The organism is Thermoflexus hugenholtzii (assembly GCF_018771565.1).
Lineage (GTDB): Bacteria > Chloroflexota > Anaerolineae > Thermoflexales > Thermoflexaceae > Thermoflexus > Thermoflexus hugenholtzii_A.
Genome location: NZ_CP076326.1, coordinates 2304627 through 2324167 on the forward strand (window position 1 = coordinate 2304627; position 19541 = coordinate 2324167).

General features: G+C 68.7%; 17 protein-coding genes and 1 tRNA gene. 5 read left to right on the forward strand and 13 right to left on the reverse strand.

Annotated elements, in window-relative coordinates; translation table 11 throughout:
* Window positions 1-11 precede the first annotated feature (11 nt).
* Window positions 12-1355 carry an NAD(P)/FAD-dependent oxidoreductase gene (locus KNN16_RS10425; protein ID WP_303896780.1) on the reverse strand — a complete coding sequence of 448 codons (1344 nt, stop codon included), beginning with the start codon at window positions 1353-1355 and terminating at the stop codon, window positions 12-14.
* 139 nt (window positions 1356-1494) lie between these two features.
* On the opposite strand from KNN16_RS10425, the gene KNN16_RS10430 reads away from it, so the two are divergent.
* Window positions 1495-2859 carry a tetratricopeptide repeat protein gene (locus KNN16_RS10430; protein ID WP_303896781.1) on the forward strand — a complete coding sequence of 455 codons (1365 nt, stop codon included), beginning with the start codon at window positions 1495-1497 and terminating at the stop codon, window positions 2857-2859.
* Window positions 2860-2870: 11 nt separating this feature from the next.
* Here KNN16_RS10430 and KNN16_RS10435 read toward each other — a convergent pair whose 3' ends face one another.
* From KNN16_RS10435 to KNN16_RS10455, 5 genes are read right to left on the reverse strand one after another with little or no spacing between them, the layout of a single operon-like run.
* Window positions 2871-3164, reverse strand: coding sequence for a helix-turn-helix transcriptional regulator (locus KNN16_RS10435; RefSeq protein WP_299284950.1), 294 nt, complete (start codon window positions 3162-3164; stop codon window positions 2871-2873).
* A gap of 10 nt (window positions 3165-3174) precedes the next feature.
* Complete coding sequence (locus KNN16_RS10440) at window positions 3175-3918, reverse strand: polyprenol monophosphomannose synthase (RefSeq protein ID WP_303896783.1); 744 nt, start codon at window positions 3916-3918, stop codon at window positions 3175-3177.
* Complete coding sequence (locus tag KNN16_RS10445) at window positions 3915-4484, reverse strand: UbiX family flavin prenyltransferase (protein WP_299284956.1); 570 nt, start codon at window positions 4482-4484, stop codon at window positions 3915-3917. The genes KNN16_RS10440 and KNN16_RS10445 overlap by 4 nt, the downstream gene beginning before the upstream one ends.
* Window positions 4485-4534: 50 nt before the next feature.
* The gene (locus tag KNN16_RS10450) at window positions 4535-5413 is read right to left on the reverse strand and encodes a helical backbone metal receptor (protein ID WP_303896785.1); all 879 of its coding nucleotides are present in this window, start codon (window positions 5411-5413) and stop codon (window positions 4535-4537) included.
* An 11-nt stretch (window positions 5414-5424) separates the two neighbouring features.
* On the reverse strand, window positions 5425-6090 hold the full coding sequence (locus KNN16_RS10455) for a Type 1 glutamine amidotransferase-like domain-containing protein (RefSeq protein ID WP_299285167.1): 666 nt from the start codon (window positions 6088-6090) through the stop codon (window positions 5425-5427).
* Between the two features lie 144 nt (window positions 6091-6234).
* On the opposite strand from KNN16_RS10455, the gene KNN16_RS10460 reads away from it, so the two are divergent.
* From KNN16_RS10460 to KNN16_RS10470, 3 genes are read left to right on the forward strand one after another with little or no spacing between them, the layout of a single operon-like run.
* A complete protein-coding gene (locus KNN16_RS10460; protein ID WP_299285170.1) occupies window positions 6235-7020 on the forward strand; it encodes a GntR family transcriptional regulator in 786 nt (261 codons plus the stop codon).
* Between the two features lie 16 nt (window positions 7021-7036).
* A complete protein-coding gene (locus KNN16_RS10465; RefSeq protein WP_303896789.1) occupies window positions 7037-7744 on the forward strand; it encodes an SIS domain-containing protein in 708 nt (235 codons plus the stop codon).
* 60 nt (window positions 7745-7804) lie between these two features.
* Window positions 7805-10564, forward strand: coding sequence for a glycosyltransferase family 39 protein (locus KNN16_RS10470; RefSeq protein ID WP_303896791.1), 2760 nt, complete (start codon window positions 7805-7807; stop codon window positions 10562-10564).
* A gap of 63 nt (window positions 10565-10627) precedes the next feature.
* Here the strand turns inward: KNN16_RS10470 and KNN16_RS10475 are convergent, their stop codons facing one another.
* Both KNN16_RS10475 and KNN16_RS10480 read right to left on the reverse strand, forming a co-directional pair.
* On the reverse strand, window positions 10628-13885 hold the full coding sequence (locus KNN16_RS10475) for an ATP-dependent metallopeptidase FtsH/Yme1/Tma family protein (protein WP_303896793.1): 3258 nt from the start codon (window positions 13883-13885) through the stop codon (window positions 10628-10630).
* Window positions 13886-14359: 474 nt separating this feature from the next.
* A tRNA-Leu gene (locus KNN16_RS10480) sits at window positions 14360-14444 on the reverse strand.
* 30 nt (window positions 14445-14474) lie between these two features.
* On the opposite strand from KNN16_RS10480, the gene KNN16_RS10485 reads away from it, so the two are divergent.
* Entirely contained in the window at window positions 14475-15236 is a 762-nt protein-coding gene (locus KNN16_RS10485; RefSeq protein WP_303896795.1) for a DUF2085 domain-containing protein, read from the forward strand.
* On the opposite strand, the gene KNN16_RS10490 is transcribed toward KNN16_RS10485, so the two are convergent.
* From KNN16_RS10490 to KNN16_RS10510, 5 genes are all read right to left on the reverse strand, one after another.
* Complete coding sequence (locus KNN16_RS10490) at window positions 15136-15783, reverse strand: MBL fold metallo-hydrolase (RefSeq protein ID WP_303896797.1); 648 nt, start codon at window positions 15781-15783, stop codon at window positions 15136-15138. The genes KNN16_RS10485 and KNN16_RS10490 overlap by 101 nt on opposite strands.
* Window positions 15784-15802: 19 nt before the next feature.
* The gene (locus KNN16_RS10495) at window positions 15803-16924 is read right to left on the reverse strand and encodes a sensor histidine kinase KdpD (RefSeq protein WP_299285188.1); all 1122 of its coding nucleotides are present in this window, start codon (window positions 16922-16924) and stop codon (window positions 15803-15805) included.
* Window positions 16925-16926: 2 nt separating this feature from the next.
* Entirely contained in the window at window positions 16927-17613 is a 687-nt protein-coding gene (locus tag KNN16_RS10500; RefSeq protein WP_299285190.1) for a response regulator transcription factor, read from the reverse strand.
* A gap of 166 nt (window positions 17614-17779) precedes the next feature.
* Window positions 17780-18367 (reverse strand): DUF5666 domain-containing protein, encoded by a 588-nt coding sequence (locus KNN16_RS10505; RefSeq protein WP_299285193.1) that lies wholly within the window; start codon window positions 18365-18367, stop codon window positions 17780-17782.
* A gap of 91 nt (window positions 18368-18458) precedes the next feature.
* Window positions 18459-19346: a DUF5666 domain-containing protein gene (locus KNN16_RS10510; RefSeq protein WP_303896799.1), complete on the reverse strand. Its 888-nt coding sequence runs from the start codon at window positions 19344-19346 to the stop codon at window positions 18459-18461.
* Window positions 19347-19541 lie beyond the last annotated feature (195 nt).

The following is a 19541-nucleotide window of genomic DNA, read 5'->3' on the forward strand; positions in this document are numbered from 1 at the left end:
AGGCGCGCGCTTCACGGAGCGCCTTGGGATACATCCTCGAGGGCCACGGCGGCCCAGCGGCCCTGCCGGTGGTCCTCCAGGATCATCCGGGCGACGCGACGGCCCATCTCCACCGCGTAGTTCGTCCCCCGATCCCACGGATACACCTGGCTCATGCTGGCGAAGTAAAGCCCGGGCAGCGGGGCTCGCAGATCCGGGATCATCCGGGAGTAGTTCACCGGCACCACCGGCTGGGCATAAGGCTCCCGGAAGACCCAGTAGCGCCGCACCCACTCCGGTCGGAAAGCCGGGTTGAAACGCGGCAGAGCGGGCAGGAACGTCCGCAACAGCTCCTCGGGCGACATCGAGAAATACGGGTGATCGGGGGGGAGGTAATCCCCACAATACACCAGATGCTCCCCGCCGTAATGCTTCGGTGGAATGTAATTCGTGTGCTCCACCAGGGCCAGGAAGGGAAACCCCGCCCGCTTGGGGAGGTTGATCCAGTAAACACCCCGGGTCAGCGGGCGCGCCAGGGACAGGATCAAGACCACCGCCCCCAGGGAGCGCAAGGCAAGCAGCCGGCTCACATACCCGGCGGGCAACGCGGGGACGAGGCGGACCAGCAGGCGGGGGGAGGTGGTGACCAGGACCGCGTCATACGTGCCCGGGCCATCCGCGGCCTCCACCCGCCATCCGGCCGCCTCCGGCTCCAGGCGGAACACGGGGGTGCCCAGGCGGATCTCTCCACCCTGGGCGCGGACCCGGTCGGCCAGGGCGTCGAAGAAAGCCTGAAAGCCTCCCTCGAAGGTGCCCAGACGGGGGCTGCGCTTATGGATCCGCGCCCAGAACCAGGCCATGTTGATCTCCGCATACGCCTCCCCGAACTTGCCCTCGAGAAGGGGCTGCCAGATCTGCTCGTAAGCCCGCCGCCCCATATACCGGGGGAGCCACTCATGAGCCGTCACCCGCTCCAGGGGTTCCCAGCGCGGGGTCAGCCGCAGATAGGCGATCACGAGCCCCATCCGCAGCTTCTCCAGGAGGGAGAGACCAGGGAAGCGCAGTACGGCCAGCGGGCTGTCGAAGGGATGCGGCCGCTCGTTATACCAGACGGCGGTGACCGGCCGGGGGAACCGAACCCGGTGGCTCAGGCCCAGCTCCCGGATCAGCCTCAGGATCTCGGTATCCGAGGCGAACCAGTGATGATAGAAGCGCTCCAGGGACCAGGACCAGCCCTCCGCGCGGAAGCCGGAGGCCAGCCCGCCGGGCTGGGGCGCGGCCTCATACACCACCACCCGGGCCCCTGCCCGGGTCAGGTCATAGGCAGCGGCCAGGCCCGCCGCGCCCGCTCCCACAATGGCCACGCGCAACGTCATCTTCCGCTCCACTGGAAGGATGCCCGCTGTTCCCCACGCATTCGCGCTATATTGTAACCCGGGCCGTGTTCCCCTCGGATGAACTGGAATGGAAGAGGCGATCGAATCCAGAGAGTCTGACCGCAACGGATGGGCATCCATGGCACGGATGCGACGCGTCGGCGCGATGGGGCTGCTCCTCCTCAGCGGGCTCCTGCTCGCCCTGGACCCCTCCGGCATCCCGGCGGCGCGGTGGCTGCGGGAGGGAGATGCCCTCCGGGCAGAGGGACAGGTGCTTTCCGCCCAAAAGGCCTATCAGAGGGCCCTGACCCTTCGCTCCGCTGACCCGGCCCTCTGGCATCGCATCGCCCAGCTGCATATGGCTTTGGGGGAGCTGGAGGAAGCGGAGGCCGCCTGGGCCCGGGCAGCGACGCAGGGGGATCCCTGGGCGGCGCGTGGTCGGGCGGAGCTGGCGACCCGCCGCGGGGATTGGAACGAAGCCCGACGGCGCTGGGAGGACTGGGCGCGTCGCCATCCCGAGGACCGGGAGGCGTATATGCGCTGGGCGGAGGCGGCCCTGGCCATCGGGGACGAGGCAGGCGCGCGGGCGGCGTGGGAGGCCGGGCTTGCCCGCCGCCCGGAGGATCCGATGTTCCGCTTCCGGCTGGGCCTTCTGCAGGGCGCCACCGATCCGGAGGCGGCCCGGGCTTTGCTGAACGGGCTTCCCGCTCCTCTCTCCGGCTGGGCGGCGCTGCTCCCGGATCCCACCCAGCCGTCGACCCTGCGGCGATGGGGGCTTGCCCTGGTCGGGGGGCGTTACTGGGGGGAAGCCCGAGGGGCCCTCGCCCGCTGGCTGGAGCAGGATCCGAGGGATCCGGTTGCCATGGCCGCTATGGGATATGTCCTGGGGCGGCTGGGGCAGGAAGGGGAGTGGTGGTTGCAACGGGCCCTCGCGGGGGCCGAAGCCCCGCCGGAGGCCCATTACTTCGCCGGCCTTTACCTGCTGGAGCGAGGGCGCTACGCCGAGGCCCAGGAGCGCTTCGCCGCCGCTTACCAGCAGGATCCCCATCCCCTTTACGCTCTGGAGCGGGGACGCGCCGCCATGCTGGCCGGCGATCTCCTCACCGCCGAGCGCTGGCTTCGCCAGGCGGCGGCGGACGCCCCGGGGAACATCGAGGTCTGGAATGCCCTGGCCGCGCTTTACCTGGGTCATCAAATCGGGCTGGGGAAGGGGATCGAGGCGGCTCTGGAGCTCCTGCGGCGGGATCCCCAGCGGGTAGAGGGCTACGAGTGGCTGGGATGGGCGCGCTACCTTCAGGGGAACTTCACCGAGGCGGAGCGGCTGCTGCAGCAGGCCGTGGGGATGGATCCAGAGCGCGCCTCGGCCCATTACCGGCTGGGCGTGGTGATGGCGGCGGAGGGGCGATGGGCCGAAGCCCGTCGTCTCCTGGAGCGGACGGTGCTCCTGGATCCGACGGGGGAGTTCGGCGGCCGCGCCATCCGGATGCTTCACCGGATCCCATAGCGGGCGGGCCTTCAGCGGCGCCGCGCCCGGCGGCGGGTAGGTCGCAGGGCGAGCCGGAGGGCCCGCAGCCCGCGGTCCAGGGCTTCCGGGTCCAGTGTATAAAAGGTCATGCGGCCGGCCTCGCGGGCGCGCACCAGGCCGACCCCTTGCAGGATCCGGAGATGATGAGAGACGGTGGGCTGGGAGAGGCCCAGGGCCTGCACCAGATCTCGCACACACAGCTCCCGTCCCCACAGCAGCCGCAGGATCTGCTGTCGACGGGAGTCGGCCAGGGCCTGGGCGAAACGAACCGGATCGCCGCTCATCAACCCTCCCTTACCGGAGGTTCTCCCGGGCGATGGGCCGCAGATCCCGATAGCGCCAGCGGAGCTCCCACACCCGCAGGGCCGCCTCGATCTTGATCCGCCAGTCCATCTTGGAGCGCCCGACCCGCCGGTCTTCAAAGAAGATGGGGATCTCGCACACCCAGTAGCCCAGGCGCTGGGCGATGTAGGCCATCTCCACCTGGAAGATATAGCCGGTGGAACGAACGCGGTCCAGGGGCATGCGCGCCAGGGCGTCCCGGCGCCAGCATTTGAAGCCCGCCGTTGCGTCCCGGACCTTGAGGCCCAGGACCGCGCGGGCGTAGAAGTTCCCCCAGCGGCTCAGCCAGTAGCGGCCGGGCCCCCAGCGCGGATCCACCCGTCCCCCCGGCACGTAACGGGAGCCCACCACGACGTGACAGTCGGGCATCCGTTCTAACATCTGAGGGATGGCCGCGGGCGGGTGAGAGAGGTCGGCGTCCATTTGCACGATGGCCTCGGCGTCGGTCTCAAGGGCGAGGCGAAAGCCTTCCCGATACGCCGGCCCCAGCCCGCGAGGCCCGTCCCGATGGCACACCAGGAGGCGGCCGGGATGTGCTCGGGCCAGGGCCTCGGCCACCTCCCCCGTCCCATCCGGCGACCGGTCGTCCACCACCAGGATGCGCAGGTCCGGCAGTCCCAGCTCCAGCAGGGCCCGGACCAGCTGGGGGAGGTTCTCTGCCTCGTTATAAGTGGGGACCACCACGATGGTTCTCATGGGTTCTCCTTCCAGCGCGTGTAGAGGTCGTTCTCGATCCCCAGGCGCAGGAGCACCCGTCCCACGGTCTGGTCGATCAGGTCCTGGAGGGTGCGGGGCCGGCCGTAGAAGGCGGGGACGGGGGGCATGATCACCGCACCCATCCGCGCCGCCCGCCGCATCAGGTCCAGATGGCCCAGATGCAGAGGGGTCTCCCGCACCACCAGGACCAGGGGACGGCCCTCCTTCAGGGTGACGTCGGCCGCCCGGCTCATCAGGTCCGCCGTGTAACCGCTGACGATGGCCCCCAGCGTCTTGATGGAGCAGGGGATGATCACCATCCCCATGGTCCGGAAGGAGCCGGAGGCGATGGCGGCCCCGATGTCATGGAAAGGATAAACCACATCCGCCAGCTCCAGGACCTGGCGGACCGTGTAGTCGGTCTCCTCCACGATCGTCCGGCGGGCGGCGGGGCTGAGGACGAGGTGGGTCTCGATCTCCGGGTTGGAGCGGAGCACTTCCAGCAGGCGGATCCCGTAGATCACCCCACTGGCCCCGCTGATCCCCACGATCAGCCGTTGCGCCATCCGGTTTCATCTCCTTCTCGGCTATGGATGTTCCGTCGCCTGAGCTCGCCTCAATCGGCCAGCGCTTGCGGCAGGATCCGCAGGGCGTGTCGCAGGCGGGTGCCGTGCCAGAAGAGCAGGCTTCCCTCGATCCAGCGCACCCGGCCCCCGCGCCCGGCGGGTGTGTCCGCGAACAGCGCCCGCACCCATCCGGTGTCCTCGGGCCGGAACGGGTAGGGCTCGTCAGGGAGGAGGACCACCTCGGGCTCCGCCGCCCGGATTTCTTCCGTGGAGAGGCGCGGGTAGCGATGGTCCCGGTCGGCAGGGCGGGCGGGCAGGGCGGGATTGAGGTCCGCTGACAGCGGGTAGCGTCGCCGCCGGCGCGCGAAGACGTTCTCGCCCCCGCACAGGGCGAGCAGGTCGTGGGCGTAGGTCTCCGCGTTGAAAGTCATCCACGGATCCCTCCAGATGGGGCAGAAGACCCGGGGGCGCCGGGCCGGCACGGCCCGGCACCGCTCGGCGTAGAGCGCTTCGATCTCCTCCAGGACCGGCGGCGCGTGAAGTTCGAAGATCCCGGCCAGCCAGCGGATCAGGGCGATGGCCTCCGTCACGGAGCGGGGGAACGAGACGGCCACCGGGATCCCCTCAGCCGCGAGGGCGATGGCGTCCGATCGCCGGTTCTCCTCCACGTTGATGAACACCACGTCCGGGCGCAGCGCTTGGATGCGGGCGAGGTCCGGGTTTTTCGTCCCCCCCACGGAGGGGATCGATTGGGCCTCAGGCGGATGGCGGCAGTAATCCGTGCGTCCCACCACCCGATCCCCCAGCCCCAGGTCGAACAGCGTCTCCGTGAGGCTGGGCACCAGGGAGACGATACGTCGGGGCGGACGGTCGGGTCGGAAGGGCCGTCCTTCCAGATCCCAGATTGGGGGGGAGGATGTTTCGAGCATCTCGGTTCCGCTCATCCGGGATGCAGCCAGCGGGCGCCGAAGATCACGGTGATCTCGCCGGCGCCCCAGCGCTCGATCTGGTCGTGGGGGCCCAGGGCCAGGGCGGCTCCTTCGGCGAGGCCGATGCCGTAGGCGAAGGGACGCCGGTGGAGGGCGGCCTGGAGGGCGCGGGCGACCTCAGGCGTGTAGTGGCTGACCACAAAGGCGCCGGGGAGCCAGCCCCATGCGCCGAGGGTTTCCTCCCGGCCGGACCGCAACACCCATGTCCCCATCGCTTCGGCGCCGGCCCCTATCCCGACCAGCACGGCGCCGGCGTGATAGGCGGTGAGCATCGCCTGGAGGGCCGGCGTGTCGAAGAACGTCTCCAGCAGTCGGCGGATGTCTCCGTCGGCGATCAGGATCAGGCGGGCCTCCAGCAGCGTGCGGGCGTGGGCGGTCTGGAAGGCCTCCTCTCGGGAGCGCAGGGTGAGCACCCGGCATGGGGGGCCTCCCCACGCGCGATACCGGTGCTCATAGGCGCGGGCGGTCTCCGGCGTCTCCGCCGCCGCCACCACCACCGCCAGCCCGGGAGCGCTCCGGGCCAGGGCCATCCGATGCACCTCCTCGGCCTCCTCCCCGCCGCACAACACCAGCCAGCCGGATCCGCTCCGCCACCGCAAAGGCCCTTTCTGCCCCATCCGGTTCCCCTTCGCTCGCGATCTCTTAGTATTTTGACACAGCCGGAGGTCATGTGGCCTCTCGCGGAAGGGAACGCTCCCGGTTGTGTGCTCCCCGCCGATTTGGCATAATCCGGTATAGACAATCTATGCAGGGCTGGAGCGATGGGCCGCGCGGAAGCGGAGCGGGAGGCGCTGAAGCGGTTCCTGTTGCAGGAGCCGCTGGATCGGGACGGGCCGGTTCCCCTTCACGAGCAGATCCGGGAGCGTTTGGTGCGGGCGATCCAGGCGGCGCACATCCCGGTTCATCGCCGGCTGCCTTCGGAGCGCCTGCTGGCGGAGTGGTTCGGGGTCAACCGTCTGACGGTGCGTCAGGCGGTGCAGGAGCTGATCCGCCAGGGGTATCTTTACGCCCGGCCGGGGAAGGGGACCTTCGTCGCGCAGGTTCGGGTGCATCAACCCCTTCAGTGGTTGACCAGCTTCACGGAGGACATGGCCGCGCGGGGGATGAAGGCCTCCAGTCGGGTGCTGGGCCAGCGGGTTCTCCCGGCCCCTCCGGAGGTGGCCCGGCGTCTGGGGATTGAGGTGGGGGCGGAGGTGGTGTGGCTGGAGCGGTTGCGGCTGGCGGATGGGGAGCCCATGGCGCTGGAGACCGCGTATCTGCCCCATGCGCGGTGCCCGGGGTTGCTCTCTTTCGATTTCTCCCGGCTCTCGCTCTATGAGGTGCTGCGGAAGCATTACGGGCTCCGCCTGGACCATGCGGAGCAGGTGATCCGGGCGGTGGTTCTCTCCGCCCGGGAGGCGCGCGGGTTCGGGCTGCCTGCCGGCTCGCCGGCTTTCCTGTTCGAGCGGGTCACCTTCCTGGAGAGCGGCGAGGCCATCGAGTTCGTGCGATCCCTCTACCGGGGAGATCGCTACGCGTTCCAGGTCCATCTTCTTACCCCGAAGTGACCCGGGAGGGAGCGGGATGAGCTGGGTTGTGTATCGCGAGGTCGTGATGGATCAGCTCCAGCGGGCCTTTGAGGTGAACCGGGAGTCGATCCCGGCGGCGGCGGAGCGCATCGCCCGCGCGGTGGCCGAGGATCGGATCGTGCACGTCTTCGGCAGCGGCCACTCCCAGCTGGTCGCCCTGGATGTGGTGGGCCGGGCCGGGGGGTTCGCCAACGTCAATCCCCTCTTCGATCCGCTCTTCGGGCGGGCGGAACGGGTGGAGAAGTTCGCCGCGGCTCTCCTGTCCGCGCACCGCTTCCAGCCCGGGGATGTGCTCATCGTGATCTCCCATTCCGGCCGTAACCCGGCCCCGGTGGAGGTGGCCCTCCAGGGTCGCGCCCAGGGCCTTCCGGTGATCGCCGTGACCGCCGTCGCCTTCAGCCGCTCGTTGCCCTCGCGGCATTCCTCCGGCCTGCGCCTCTTCGAGCTCGCGGACGTAGTCCTGGACACCCTGGGGGCTCCAGGGGATGCGGCCGTGGCCCTGGAGCCGGATCTCTCCGCGGGGCCGACCTCCACCGTGGTAGGGGCGGCGCTGTTGCAGGCGGTGATGGTGGAGGCCGCAGCTCGCCTCCTCGCCATGGGAGTCCCCCCGCCCCTCTTCCGGTCCGGGAACGTGGAGGGGGCGGACGCGCATAATCAGGCCCTCCGGCTGCGTTACCATGGGCGGGTGTTCCCCCTGATCTGAGGCTCTGGCCCGGCCTTCGTGGATATAATCCCTCCGGGATCTCCCATCGGGGTTTCGCACATGCGACGGCATATGCGGCCCTGGGCCCGCTCCTGGGCCATGGGTGGGATGGGGCTGTTGCTTCTATTGGCCTTCGGCCTCCGGCTTCATCGGCTGGGCGAGCCCTCCCTGTGGGGCGATGAGGGGTTGAGCCTCTACCGGGCCCGAGCGTCCTGGGAGGATCTCCTGCGCGGCCGCATTGTGCTGCAGGGCATACAGCCCATCGAGACCATCGACAATCATCCCCCCCTTTATTTCGCGGTCCTGAAGGTCTGGGTGGGACTGGCTGGTGATCGCGAGTTCACCCTCCGTTTCCCCTCCGTGTTCGCCTCCATCCTGATGATCCCGGTGGCCTGGGTGGCCGGGAGGCGTTTGAGGGAGCCCGCGGCAGCGTGGGCGGGAGCGATCCTGGCGGCGGCCTCCCCGCTCTACCTCTGGTATGCGCAGGAAGCGCGGATGTATACCCTGCTGGCCCTGGAGAGCGGGCTCCTGCTCTTCCTGTTGCTTCCCTCCGGGCACGGCGCGTCCCTGGGCCTCCGCCGGCAGATTGCGGCCCTCATGACGCTGCTCGCGATGATCCTGACCCATTACACCGCGTTCCTCCTGGTCCCGGCCCTCGGGCTCTGGGCCCTGGCCCAGCCCCGGCGGGATCTGCGACGCATGGCGCTCTGGTTGCTGATCCCCGCGCTGCTGTTCGGATCAATGTTCCCCTTCCTGTATCAGCGGCTGACCAGCGGCCCGGAGCGGGATTATTTCTTCGTCCCACTGGAGGGGATCCTAACGGATGTGCTACGGGCTTCAGCCTTTGGCACCTCTTTTCCTTATGGAGATCCCTGGAGCTGGCCGCTCCAGTGGTTGTGGGTCGGGGTAATCGGCGTGGGCGTCTGGACGCTGACCCGACGCATGCCGGAAGCGGTTGCGTTGCTCCTGGCGGCCTTCTTCGGTCCTCTGCTCGGGTTGTATGGTCTCTCTCATCTAAAGCCTCTCTACCAGAACATCCGGCACCTCTTTCTGATCGTCCCATCGGCATATCTCCTGGCCTCGGTGGGCCTTGCAGCCCTGGCGCGGCGTGCTCTCTGGGGGATGCTCCTTCCGAGCCTCCTCCTGATGGGCATGCTGTTCAGCGACTATCGATACTTCGCGGATCCATATCCTCTTAAAGACGACTGGCGAGGGGCGCTGGCCTGGGTCGGCGAGCGGGCGGCCCTGGAGGATCTGATCATTCTGCAGGATCTTCAGCTGACGCCCCTGGCGGGGTATTACAATCGGAGCGCCGCGCCGCTGTTGCTGACCGGCCGGGACGGGGAGGGGCAGGAAGCGCTGGTCCGCCGGCTGGAGGGCTGGCCCCGACCCATCGAGCGGATCTGGTTGATCGTAGGTCTCTCCTCGGAGGATCTCGCCCGACCGGAGCAGGTTCTCTTCCACTGGCTGGGCCGCCGGGGCCGCTATCTGAGCCAGGAGGTCTTCCCCAGCCGCAACGTCTGGGTCCGCGTGCTGGTTTACGATTTCTCCTCCCCGGGTTGCACGCCCTCGCCCCGGACCTTTCCGACAGGCGTGGGGTTCGGAGCGTATTTCCGGCTCCGTGGCTTTGAGGTGGAGCCTTCAAGTCCCTTCCTGCGGGCGCGGTTTTTCTGGGAGAAGGGGAGCGCCTCTTCGTTGAACCTGTGGTTGGGGATCCAGCTGGTCGATGAAGCCGGCACCGTCTGGGCGCGGGAGGTCCAGCCGATCTGGCCTTCGTATCCGCCCGAGCGCTGGCCAGAGGGGGAACCGGTTTGCCAGCAGGTCCGCCTGCGGCTGCCGCCCGGTCTTCCTCCCGGCCGTTATCGACTGCGGGTGGAGGCCTTCGACCTCGACCGGCGCATCCCGGCGGATGGGGGTCCGGTCTGGGAGTCGCCCTTCTTCTCCCTGGAGGGCTACACGGAGCTCTCTTCCCTCTCTCCCATCGCTCGCTCCGCGGGAGGTTTGCAGCTGCTTTCGGCCCAGCCGGAGGCGGGCCCGCCTTACTTCCCCGGCTTGGGGATCCCGCTTTGGTTGCGCTGGCGGGCGGAGGCCTCCCCGCCCGAAGCGCGGACGATGGCGTTGTTCTGGCAGCAGGGAGGGGAGCGCCGGCTGCTGTTCCGGGGGCAGCTGGGGCCTTCGACCTTCCCCGCGGATCGCTGGCGGGCCGGCCAGGTGGTGGCCCAGCGGATCTGGGTCCCTTTGCCCCCGGATCTGCGAGGCTATGGGCAGATCCGGTTGGCTCTCTATGACGAGGCAGGCCGGGAGCTTCCCTGGGACACCTTCTGGCCGTTTTACCGTCGAGGCTATCCGGTCCTCCCGGTGAGCCTCTCGTCATGGCCGGTCCGTCGCAAACCCATCCCGCTGGCTCGAGAGGGGGGAGCCTGTTTTGCGGAGACGGTCTGTCTGGATCGCTACGAGATCCAACCTGAAGGGGTTGCCCCCGGTGGGATCGTGGAGGTCCGTCTGGCCTGGCATGTGCGACGCCGGCCCGAGCGTCCGGGGGTGGTGTTTGTCCACCTGAGCCGGCGGCCGGATCAGCCGCCGCGGGCGACGGGGGATGGACCGCCGCAGGGAGGCCAGCGCCCCATCGTGACCTGGGAGCCGGGGGAATATGTGGAGGACATCCACACACTACGGATCCCGGAGGATCTCCCAGCCGGCCGATATGCGATCTTCGCGGGCTGGTATTCGGAGGAGGGACGTTGGATGGCGGTGGATCCCTCGGGGGCTCGCTATCGGATGGATGCCGTGCCGCTGGGGGAGATCGAGGTGCGGCCATAAACGCCATAAACAAAGAGGCGGGCGCGGATCCGCCCGCCTCCGCGGGTTTTGCCGGTCGTTTCGTCACGCCGGAACGGGGACCGGGGCAGGCCCCGTGCCCGGGGTGGGGGCGCTGGGTTGGGGAGCGGCCGGCTGCGGGCTGGGGCCGGGGGCTTCGGGAGCCTTGGGCTCCGGCGGCAGCCGTCCCTCCATAATGGCCCGGAAGGTCTCCGCGTCCAGGGTCTCCATCTCGATCAGCTTCTGGGCCACTGCCTCCAGCTTGTCCCGGTGCTCGGTGAGGATCCGCTTGGCCCGCTCGTAGGCCTCCATCACCAAGCGGCGGACCTCAGCGTCGATCTCCTGGGCCACCGCGTCGCTGTAGTCGCGTTGCTCCGCGATCTCCTTGCCCAGGAAGATCAGTTCCTCCTTCTTCCCGAAGACCATCGGCCCCAGCTTCTCGCTCATCCCGTAGCGGGTGACCATGGCCCGGGCCAGCTCCGTGACCCGCTCCAGGTCCTCCGCCGCCCCGGTGGTGATGTCTCCGAAGACGATCTCCTCCGCCGCCCGTCCGCCCAGGGCCATGGCCATGTCGTCCAGGAACTTGGACCGCGTCCAGAGCGTGCGGTCCTCCTGGGGGAGGGCGAGGGTGTAGCCGCCGGCCATCCCCCGCGGGATGATGGTGACCTTGTGGATCGGGTCGCAGTTGGGCAGGTAATAAGCGACCACGGCGTGGCCGGCCTCGTGGTAGGCGATGATGCGCTTCTCCCGCTCGGTGATGATGCGGCTCTTGCGCTCAGGGCCGGCGATGACCTTCTCGATGGCCTCCTCGAAATCCTTCATGGAGATCTTCTTCTTGTTCTTGCGGGCGGCCAGGATGGCGGCCTCATTGACCACGTTGGCGATGTCCGCGCCGACGAAGCCCGGCGTGGCCCGGGCCAGCACCGAGACATCCACGTCGTCGTCCAGCGGCTTGCCCCGCAGGTGCACCCGGAAGATCGCCTCCCGCCCTTTCACGTCCGGCCGATCCAGGATCACCCGGCGATCGAAACGCCCGGGGCGCAGGAGGGCGGGATCGAGGATATCCGGGCGGTTCGTGTTATGCAGCAGGATGGGCGTCTCTCCGCCGAAGAAAGCCTCATATTGACAGCCACAGAGATCATAGACATAGCCATCGTAAGGGATCCGGCGCACTGAGCGGATCACCGGCAGGTGGGCGCGGCTGTTCTCCCGCTGCCAACCGGGCAGCAGGGGGTTATCCCAGCGGCCCAGGCCCAGGCGATATGCTCGGGTGGCGGGGAGCGGCTTGCCTCCGGCAATCCGGCGCCCGGCCCGGGCGCGGAAGGTAGAGATGTAACTGTTGAGGCCATGCATCCGGCAGAGCCAGTGGAGCTCCAGGATCAGCTGACGATTCACCGAAGTGATCTCCAGCTTGCCCCGGGCGTCGATGTAGCCATCCCCCCGGGCATAGCCTCGCAGGAACTCCACGAAATACTCAAAGGGAGCTTCGAACAGGAAGGCCGGCACATGCTTGTTCCAGGCCGTCCGGCCGACATGGCGGGCGAAGAAATCCGCCAGCGGCTTGCTGGGATACACCAGGTGGATGGCCTGCCCCGGCTCTTCCCGGATACGATCCGGCTCCAGGCCGAAGATCTCCCGCATCAGCCGGCGGATGTCCTCGATTTCCTCATGTTCGTCAGCGCCCAGGGAGAAGACCACTTCCTTGCGGCTGTATCCATCGGCGGCGAAATATCCCAGGAGCCGGCATAGCTCCGGCGTCACCGGCACCTTCTCCGGCAGCGCGTGCCGGGAGGTAACGCGGCTCAAGGAGCGCGGGAGATGCAGCCCCCGGCGCCACTTGGAGCTCGTGGTCTGGGAGACCCCGAGGGCGGCGGCGACGGCGGCCTGTGGGAGCGGGGCGGCGACCGCCCATTCGTAGGCCGCCCGGATTTCCTCAGGCTCCTCGTAGAGGGGCAGTTCCATCGAAAAGGCCTGGGGGAAGCGGTGCGCGCGAACCGCGCGGGCGCGGGAGGTGCGGTTGACCTTGTAGGGCAAGGCGACCAGGACATCGCCGGGCTGCAGCTCCGCCACCGCCTTGGTGACCAGGCCTTGCCGGGTGCGGACGAACACCGAGTGGTTGCCCGTGGCCCGAATGGTCCCGCCGGCGAATTCGATCTCGTAGATCTCATTCACCCGGTGCCGGAACACCCCGCGAACCGGGACGAAGGCGCTGTGACCGAAGAGGAGGGCGTGGTTCCCCCGGGGATCATGGCGGGGCACCAGCCCGAGGGCCATGAAGTCGGCGGGCTTCTCGACCCCTTCCTCGCCCGGGGCGTAGTAGCGGTCCACCACCTCCGCGATGGGCAGGAGACGGACGCGTCCGTCCCGTTCCTTGATCAGGATGGGGGTGTCGCCGGTGACGCTGGCGGCCATGACGATCACATTGGTGTCGGTGTCGAAGCCGTCCATCTCCACCAGGATCTGGTTCAGCGTCTGCTCGCGCTCGTCGTGGCTGCCGCCGATCCCGGCGCCCCGGTAGCGACCCACGGCGTCGATCTCATCGATGAACACAATACAGGGGCTGTGCCGCTTGGCCTGCTCGAAAAGATCCCGCACCCGGGCGGCCCCCACGCCCACGAACATCTCCACGAACTCGGATCCCGAGATGGAGAAGAAGGGCACGCCGGCCTCCCCGGAGACGGCCTTGGCCAGCAGCGTCTTGCCGGTGCCCGGCGGGCCGACCAGGAGGACCCCCTTGGGGATGCGGGCGCCCAGGGCGATGAACTTCTCCGGCTCCTTGAGGAACTCCACCACTTCCTGGAGCTCCTGCTTGGCCTCATCGACCCCGGCCACGTCATCGAAGGTCACCGTGGGGCGCTCCCCGGTGAACATGCGGGCCCGGCTCTTGCTGAAGTTGAAAGCCTGGTTGCCCGGCGCCTGGGCCTGTCGCAGGATGAAATACAGGAAGCCGACCACGACCAGGGCGGGCAGCCCATAGGTCAGGAAAGCGATGAGGATGCTGCCCCACTCGTTGGGGCGCTCGGGCACATACTGGATGCTCCGGAGCTTATCCTCGGGCACCCCCAGGGCTTTCATCTGATCGAGGAAGGTGGAGCCGCTTTCCTTGACCGCGGTCAGGATTTTGCCGTTCCGCAGCTCGACCTGGATGTAGTCGCCGCTGACCACCACCTTCTTGACCTCGCCGGCCTCCAGACGGGCGGCGATGTCGGTGAGGGAGACGGATTCCCCGCGGCTTCCCCCTCCCCGGCCCATGGCCAGGAAGACGATGAGGGTGATGGCGATGAGGAGCCAGATCAGCCCGTTGCGCAGTCGCACCGAATTCACATGCAGCCTCCTGCCCTTTAATTCCCACACTTGATTATATCACGCAAATCCTTCGGTCTCCTCTGTTGGGCTTTCCGGCTTTTCCGAACGCGGGACGGATCCGGGCGCCGGAGGATCGATTGATGGTCCACGGACTCCGGAGGTGCATGCCGGCGGGCAGGGGCGATCGCAGGTCACCCCGGCTTCCTCGGGATCCGGCAGCCGGAAGGCTGGACGCCGGGGCCGTTGGGGGGGGCGACCCGGCCTTCCCGATCGACCCGGTTGGGTTCCACCCCGTAATGAGGTGTTCCGCGGGATCGTTCGGAGGAGGGAGCCCTGAGGTCTCTTCCCGGCCCCGGATTTCGGGTGTATCCCAAAATCGTAGGACAACTGCTCGCAGTTGTCCTACAAAGCAGCCAGGCCCGACAAAATCAGGACACACCCCGGATTTCGGCAAGTCCCCCGCCAGGGCGTTTCGCAGGTATCATGCACAGGTGCCGGGGGCGGGAGTCGAACCCGCACGGCCTGAGCGGCCACCTGATTTTGAGTCAGGCGCGTCTTCCTGTTCCGCCACCCCGGCGCGTCGATTTCATTCTACGGGGAGCCATCCATGGGTGTCAAGATGCGCAGGACACCGATCCCTCGGAGCATCCTCTTGTTGACCTTCGGGCTCTGGCTGTATGTGGGCGGCGGCCTCCTCGCCCCCCTGCTGGAGGGAATCCCGCACGTCCTCCGGGTCAGCCCCCCGGTCCGGACCGGCCTCCACACCCTGGCCACCGCCCTCTATACGCTGTATTCCTTCACCTGCCATCAGCTTCCCCAGCGGTCCTTCTTCCTCTTCGGGGAGCAGCCCGCCTACACGCTGGAGGAGCTCCGGGCTCGAGTGGGATCCGAGCGCCTGCCCGGCGATCCGTGGCCCCGCGCCTTCATCGGAGATCCCTCCGTCGGCTGGAAGACGGCCCTCTGCCAGCGGGATCTGGCCATCTACGGCTCCATGGCCCTGACCGCCACCGTGATGCTCCTCCGCCGGCGCCCCGGACGCCCCCTCCCCCTCTGGGCCTTCCTCACAGTGGGCCTGCTCCCCATCGCCCTGGACGGCGGCTCCCAGCTGCTTTCCTACATCCTGGCGATGATCGGCCCCTTCACCCCCCGCGAGAGCACGCCCCTGCTTCGCCTCCTCACAGGGACCCTGTTCGGAACCACCTTCGTCGGAACCTTCTTCCCGCGCCTCTGGCGGCTGGAGTGGGCCGCCCAGGAGGACGCCTCTTCATCTACTCCAGAAACTCCAGGAACGGATTCGCCGCTCGCTCCTCGCCGATCGTGGTCGGCGGCCCGTGCCCCGGATACACCCGCGTCTCATCGGGAAGGGTGAGCAGCTTCTCCCGGATGCTCCGCATGAGCGTCTCGTAATCCCCACCGGGCAGATCCGTGCGGCCGATGCCCCGGGCGAACAGCACGTCCCCATCCAGGACCACCCCGGCCTGCGCCTCATACAAGGAGATGTGCCCAGGGGTGTGGCCCGGCGTCCACAGCACCTGAAAGCGCAACTTCCCTACTGGCAGGACCTCGCCATCCCGGAGCTCAAGATCCGGCGGCGGGCTGGGCGGAAGGGGGATCGACCACCAGTCCGCTCCGCCTTTCGCCTCAAGCAGGGGGCGGTCCGCCGGATGCAGGGCCAGGGGCGCCCCGGTGGCCTCCACCACTGCGGCGTTCGCCCCGATATGATCCCAATGGGCATGGGTGTTGACCACATACCGCACCCGCAGATCCAGCGCTCGCACCACCGTTAGGATCTGCCGGGCATCCCATCCGGGGTCCACAATCAGCGCCTCCCGGGTCTCCGAGCAGAAGACGATATAACAGTTCGTGGCCAGGGGTCCCAGGGTCAGGATCCGCATCTGCAGCGTGGATGAGGACATTCGCGCCTCCCCGTCGTTCTCAAGGCTCCCCGACCGCGGGCAGCGTGAACACGAACCGCGCGCCCCGGCCGGGTTCGCTGAAGGCCTGAATGCGGCCGCCGTGGGCCTCCACGGCATGGCGCGCGATGGCCAGCCCCAGGCCGCTCCCGCCACCCCCCCGATGCCGATCCCCCCGGTAGAAGCGCTCGAAGATGCGGGGCAGCTCCTCCGGCGGGATGCCCGGCCCGGTGTCGGCCACCTCGATGGCGACCCACTCCCCCTCCGGCCAGGCCCGCACCCGGATCTCACCCCCTGGCGGGGTGAACCGGATGGCATTGTCCAGCAGGTTCCCCAGCGCCCGGCCCGCCCACTCAGGATCCGCCCACACCCGGAGCCCTTCGGGGATCTCCAGCGTCACCTTCAGCCCACGGGCCTGGTAGAGCGGAGCGAAGCGCTCCACCTCGCCCCGGACCCAGGCGCTCACCTCCAGCGCCTCGTAGGCCATCGGCCATTCCCCCGCTTCCAGCCGGGCCAGATCCAGGAGGGTGTGCACCAGCCCGATCAGCCGGTCGACCTCTCCGATCAGGCGTTGCCAGGCCGGGGGGAGGGGATCCGGGGGCCGGAGCTCGTCCAGCAGCAGGCGGATGGTGGTGAGCGGGGTCCGGAGGTCATGGGCCACGTTGGCGGTGAGCTCCCGCCGCGCCCGCTCCGCCTCGCGCTCCCGCGTGATGTCCAGCAAGGCCAGACCGTAACCGTTCGGTCCCTCCCAGACGGTGGCCTGCCACCAGCGTCCCTGCCAGCGCAGCTCCCGGATGCTCATCCCCTCCCCTTCGGGAGGAGCCGGGGGCGGGATCAGCGCGTCCAGCTCGGGGGACCGGGTGGCCTCCAGGAGGGTGCGGCCCGGCCGGGCGCCGAGGCGCTCCATCGCGGGACGGTTGGCCCAGCGGATGCGCCGCTCCTGATCCAGCAGGAGCAAGGCCTCCGTCCCGCCCTGAGCCAGGGTCTCCAGATCAGCGCGGAAGCGGAGCGCCTCCGCTGTTTCCTCTCGAAGCCGCCAGCGGGTCTCCCGGAGGGCGGCCTCCGCTCGCTGCCACCGCCGGTAGACGAAGCCCAGGCCCCCCAGGGCGAGCAGCGCGAGGAGCGCCAGAGAGAGCTCCAGCATCCCTATCCCTCGAATCGATATCCGATCCCCCGCACGGTGACGATCCGCCGCGGATGCGCAGGGTCCTCCTCGATCTTCTCCCGAAGCCAGCGGATGTGCGTGTCTACTGTCCGGGTGTCCACCGGGTGCTCCAGGCCCCACACCCGCTCCAGGAGGAAGGCCCGGCTCAGGACGCGGCCCCGGTGCTGGATCAGGGTGGCCAGGAGATCGAACTCCTTCATGGTGAGACGAAGCTCCCGGCCGCCCCGGAAGGCCTTGCGGGCCAGCAAATCCAGAGTGAGGTCCCCAGCGGTCAGGGTGGTGGCCGGGCGTCCTCGGGCGCGCCGCAGGAGGGCCCGGATGCGGGCGAGCAGCTCTCCCATATGAAAGGGCTTCACCACGTAATCGTCCGCGCCCATCTCCAGACCGACGACGCGGTCCACCGGCCCGCTGCGGGCGGTGAGCATGAGGATGGGCACATCGGTTTCCTTTCGCAGGATCCGACAGACGGAGAGGCCATCCAGGGTGGGAAGCATCAGGTCCAGGATGATCAGATCCGGTTGGGTCGTGCGAGCCAGCTCCAGGGCCTCCCCGCCATCCCCGGTGGCGATCACCTCGAAGCCCTCTCGCCGCAGCGACTCGCTCAGGGTCTCCCGCAGGGAAGCATCATCCTCCACCAGCAACAACCGCATCTCTTCCTCTCCGCACATCTTCACATCCGGCGGGATCGTCCTCCATTTCCTTATCCGTATGTTGCCACGCGCATAGGGGCCCGTCAAACAGCCCAATGGGCGTCGAGCGCGCGCGGGGTCCAAAAGATCGGCGGGGGCTGAGCCCGGCCCAGCCCCCGCCGCGGCGGAGAACCGATGTGGGGATTCACGGCTCTGTCTCGATCACGATCACGGTGTCCGCCACCAGGGAGCCATCGGGCTGCTCGAACCCGGAGAGATAAACCGAGGAACCGGGCTTTGGATCTCCGATCACCTCCGTGGTGGGGAGGACGAAGGCGCGGCGTCCATCGATCTGATAGCCATCCGCATGCACCTGCTCCAGCGTTCCCTCCCACTCCCGCTCCGCGCCCGGGCGGCGCAGGACCTCCAGGACCTCTGCCTCGATCGAGCCATCCGGGCGAGCGATCCCGACCACCGTCACGTAGACCCCGACCGGCAGCGGGCCCTCCACGTCCGCTTCCGGGCTCACATGCACCCGATGACCGTCCACCTGATAGCCTCCCGGGATGACCGCGGTGATCCGGCCCTCCAGCGTCATCGCCTCCCCGGAGGGCTCCTCGATGGGGGACGGGCGCGGCGGCGAGGCCGGAGGGCGCGCCACCGTCCCCTGACCTCCCGTCCGGCCGGGTGGCGGGGCGGTCGGCCGGCTTCCTTCCGGGATGCCCCGGGCGCAAGCGGAGAACAGAATCCCGATGGAGAACAGGAGAATCCATAGGGGGAACGCTCGGCTCACCTTACCCTCCTTCCCCTCTGGATTGCGGAGATCGCGGGGGTGTGGCGGCGCCACACCCCCGCCACGAGAGCCTGCTTCTTATGCCTGAGGGTCACGGCCGTCGGGTGGGGGCAGGGCCCTTGCCGGGGCCTTTTTCGGGACCCTGAGCGGGCTTCGGGGCCCGCGGCGAGCGGGCGACCACCAGCCGGGCCAGCCAGCTCCCATCGGGCTGGCCCACCGCCCACACGGTGATGACATCCCCCACCTGCAAGTCCCCTAAGGCGGCATGGGGACGGCCGGGGGTCCGGATGCGGGTGTGCTCATCGGTCCTCACAGAGACCGTCTCGCCGCTTCGGGTCTGGATGATCAGGATGGTCCCTTCGATCCCCTGGAGGGTGCCCTGGAAGAGATGGCGCGGGCGATGGGAGACCACCCGTCCGGCCAGGAACGTGCCCTGGACGAAATGCCCGATCACGGTGACCGGATACCCCGCCCCCAGGTCCGACCAGGTGGGCGAGAGCACGCCAGTCACATGCAGGCGGGTGTGCTCCGTCCACTCCACCGGGATCACCTCCCCCGCCCGGGTCTTCACCTCCATCCGCCGGGTCGAGACATCGATGCCCTGGATGGTCCCGTGGCGGACCTGGGTGGGCCCGCGGACGATCACCCAGTGCGCCTCCAGGGCGCGGCCTTCCTCGATCCAGCGGCCGTGTACGGTGGCGGAATCCCCCACCCGCACGTCGCTCAGGTCCGCGCGCACGAAGCCGGGGACGCGAAAGCGGGTCCCTTCGGTGATCCGAACCTCCAGATCGCCCCAGCGCTCCGTCTGAAGGGTGAATCCGTTCGCCCGAATGGCCGTAAGGGTCCCGCGGACCGTCGCCGGCCGGGTGGGGGCGGGGGTCGACGTGGGGGTGGGTTCCTGGGCCCAGGCCGCCCCCACGGGGGCCAACAGCACGGCCAGCACCGTCAGCGCGATCAGCCCGATCCATTGCCGACGCATCGCACACCTCCCTGGCCTTACGGATTTGGGAAGCCCTATCCGCGCTTCCGTCCATGAATAACGGACGAGGAGGTCCCAGGTTATGGGCGCTGAACCTGAAGGCCCGGAAAGGGACCTGCCGGATGTCATAGAGAGAACGTGAGGGAGGGCACTACCCGGATGGGGTCGGTTTGAAAAAATGGATCATGCCGGTCT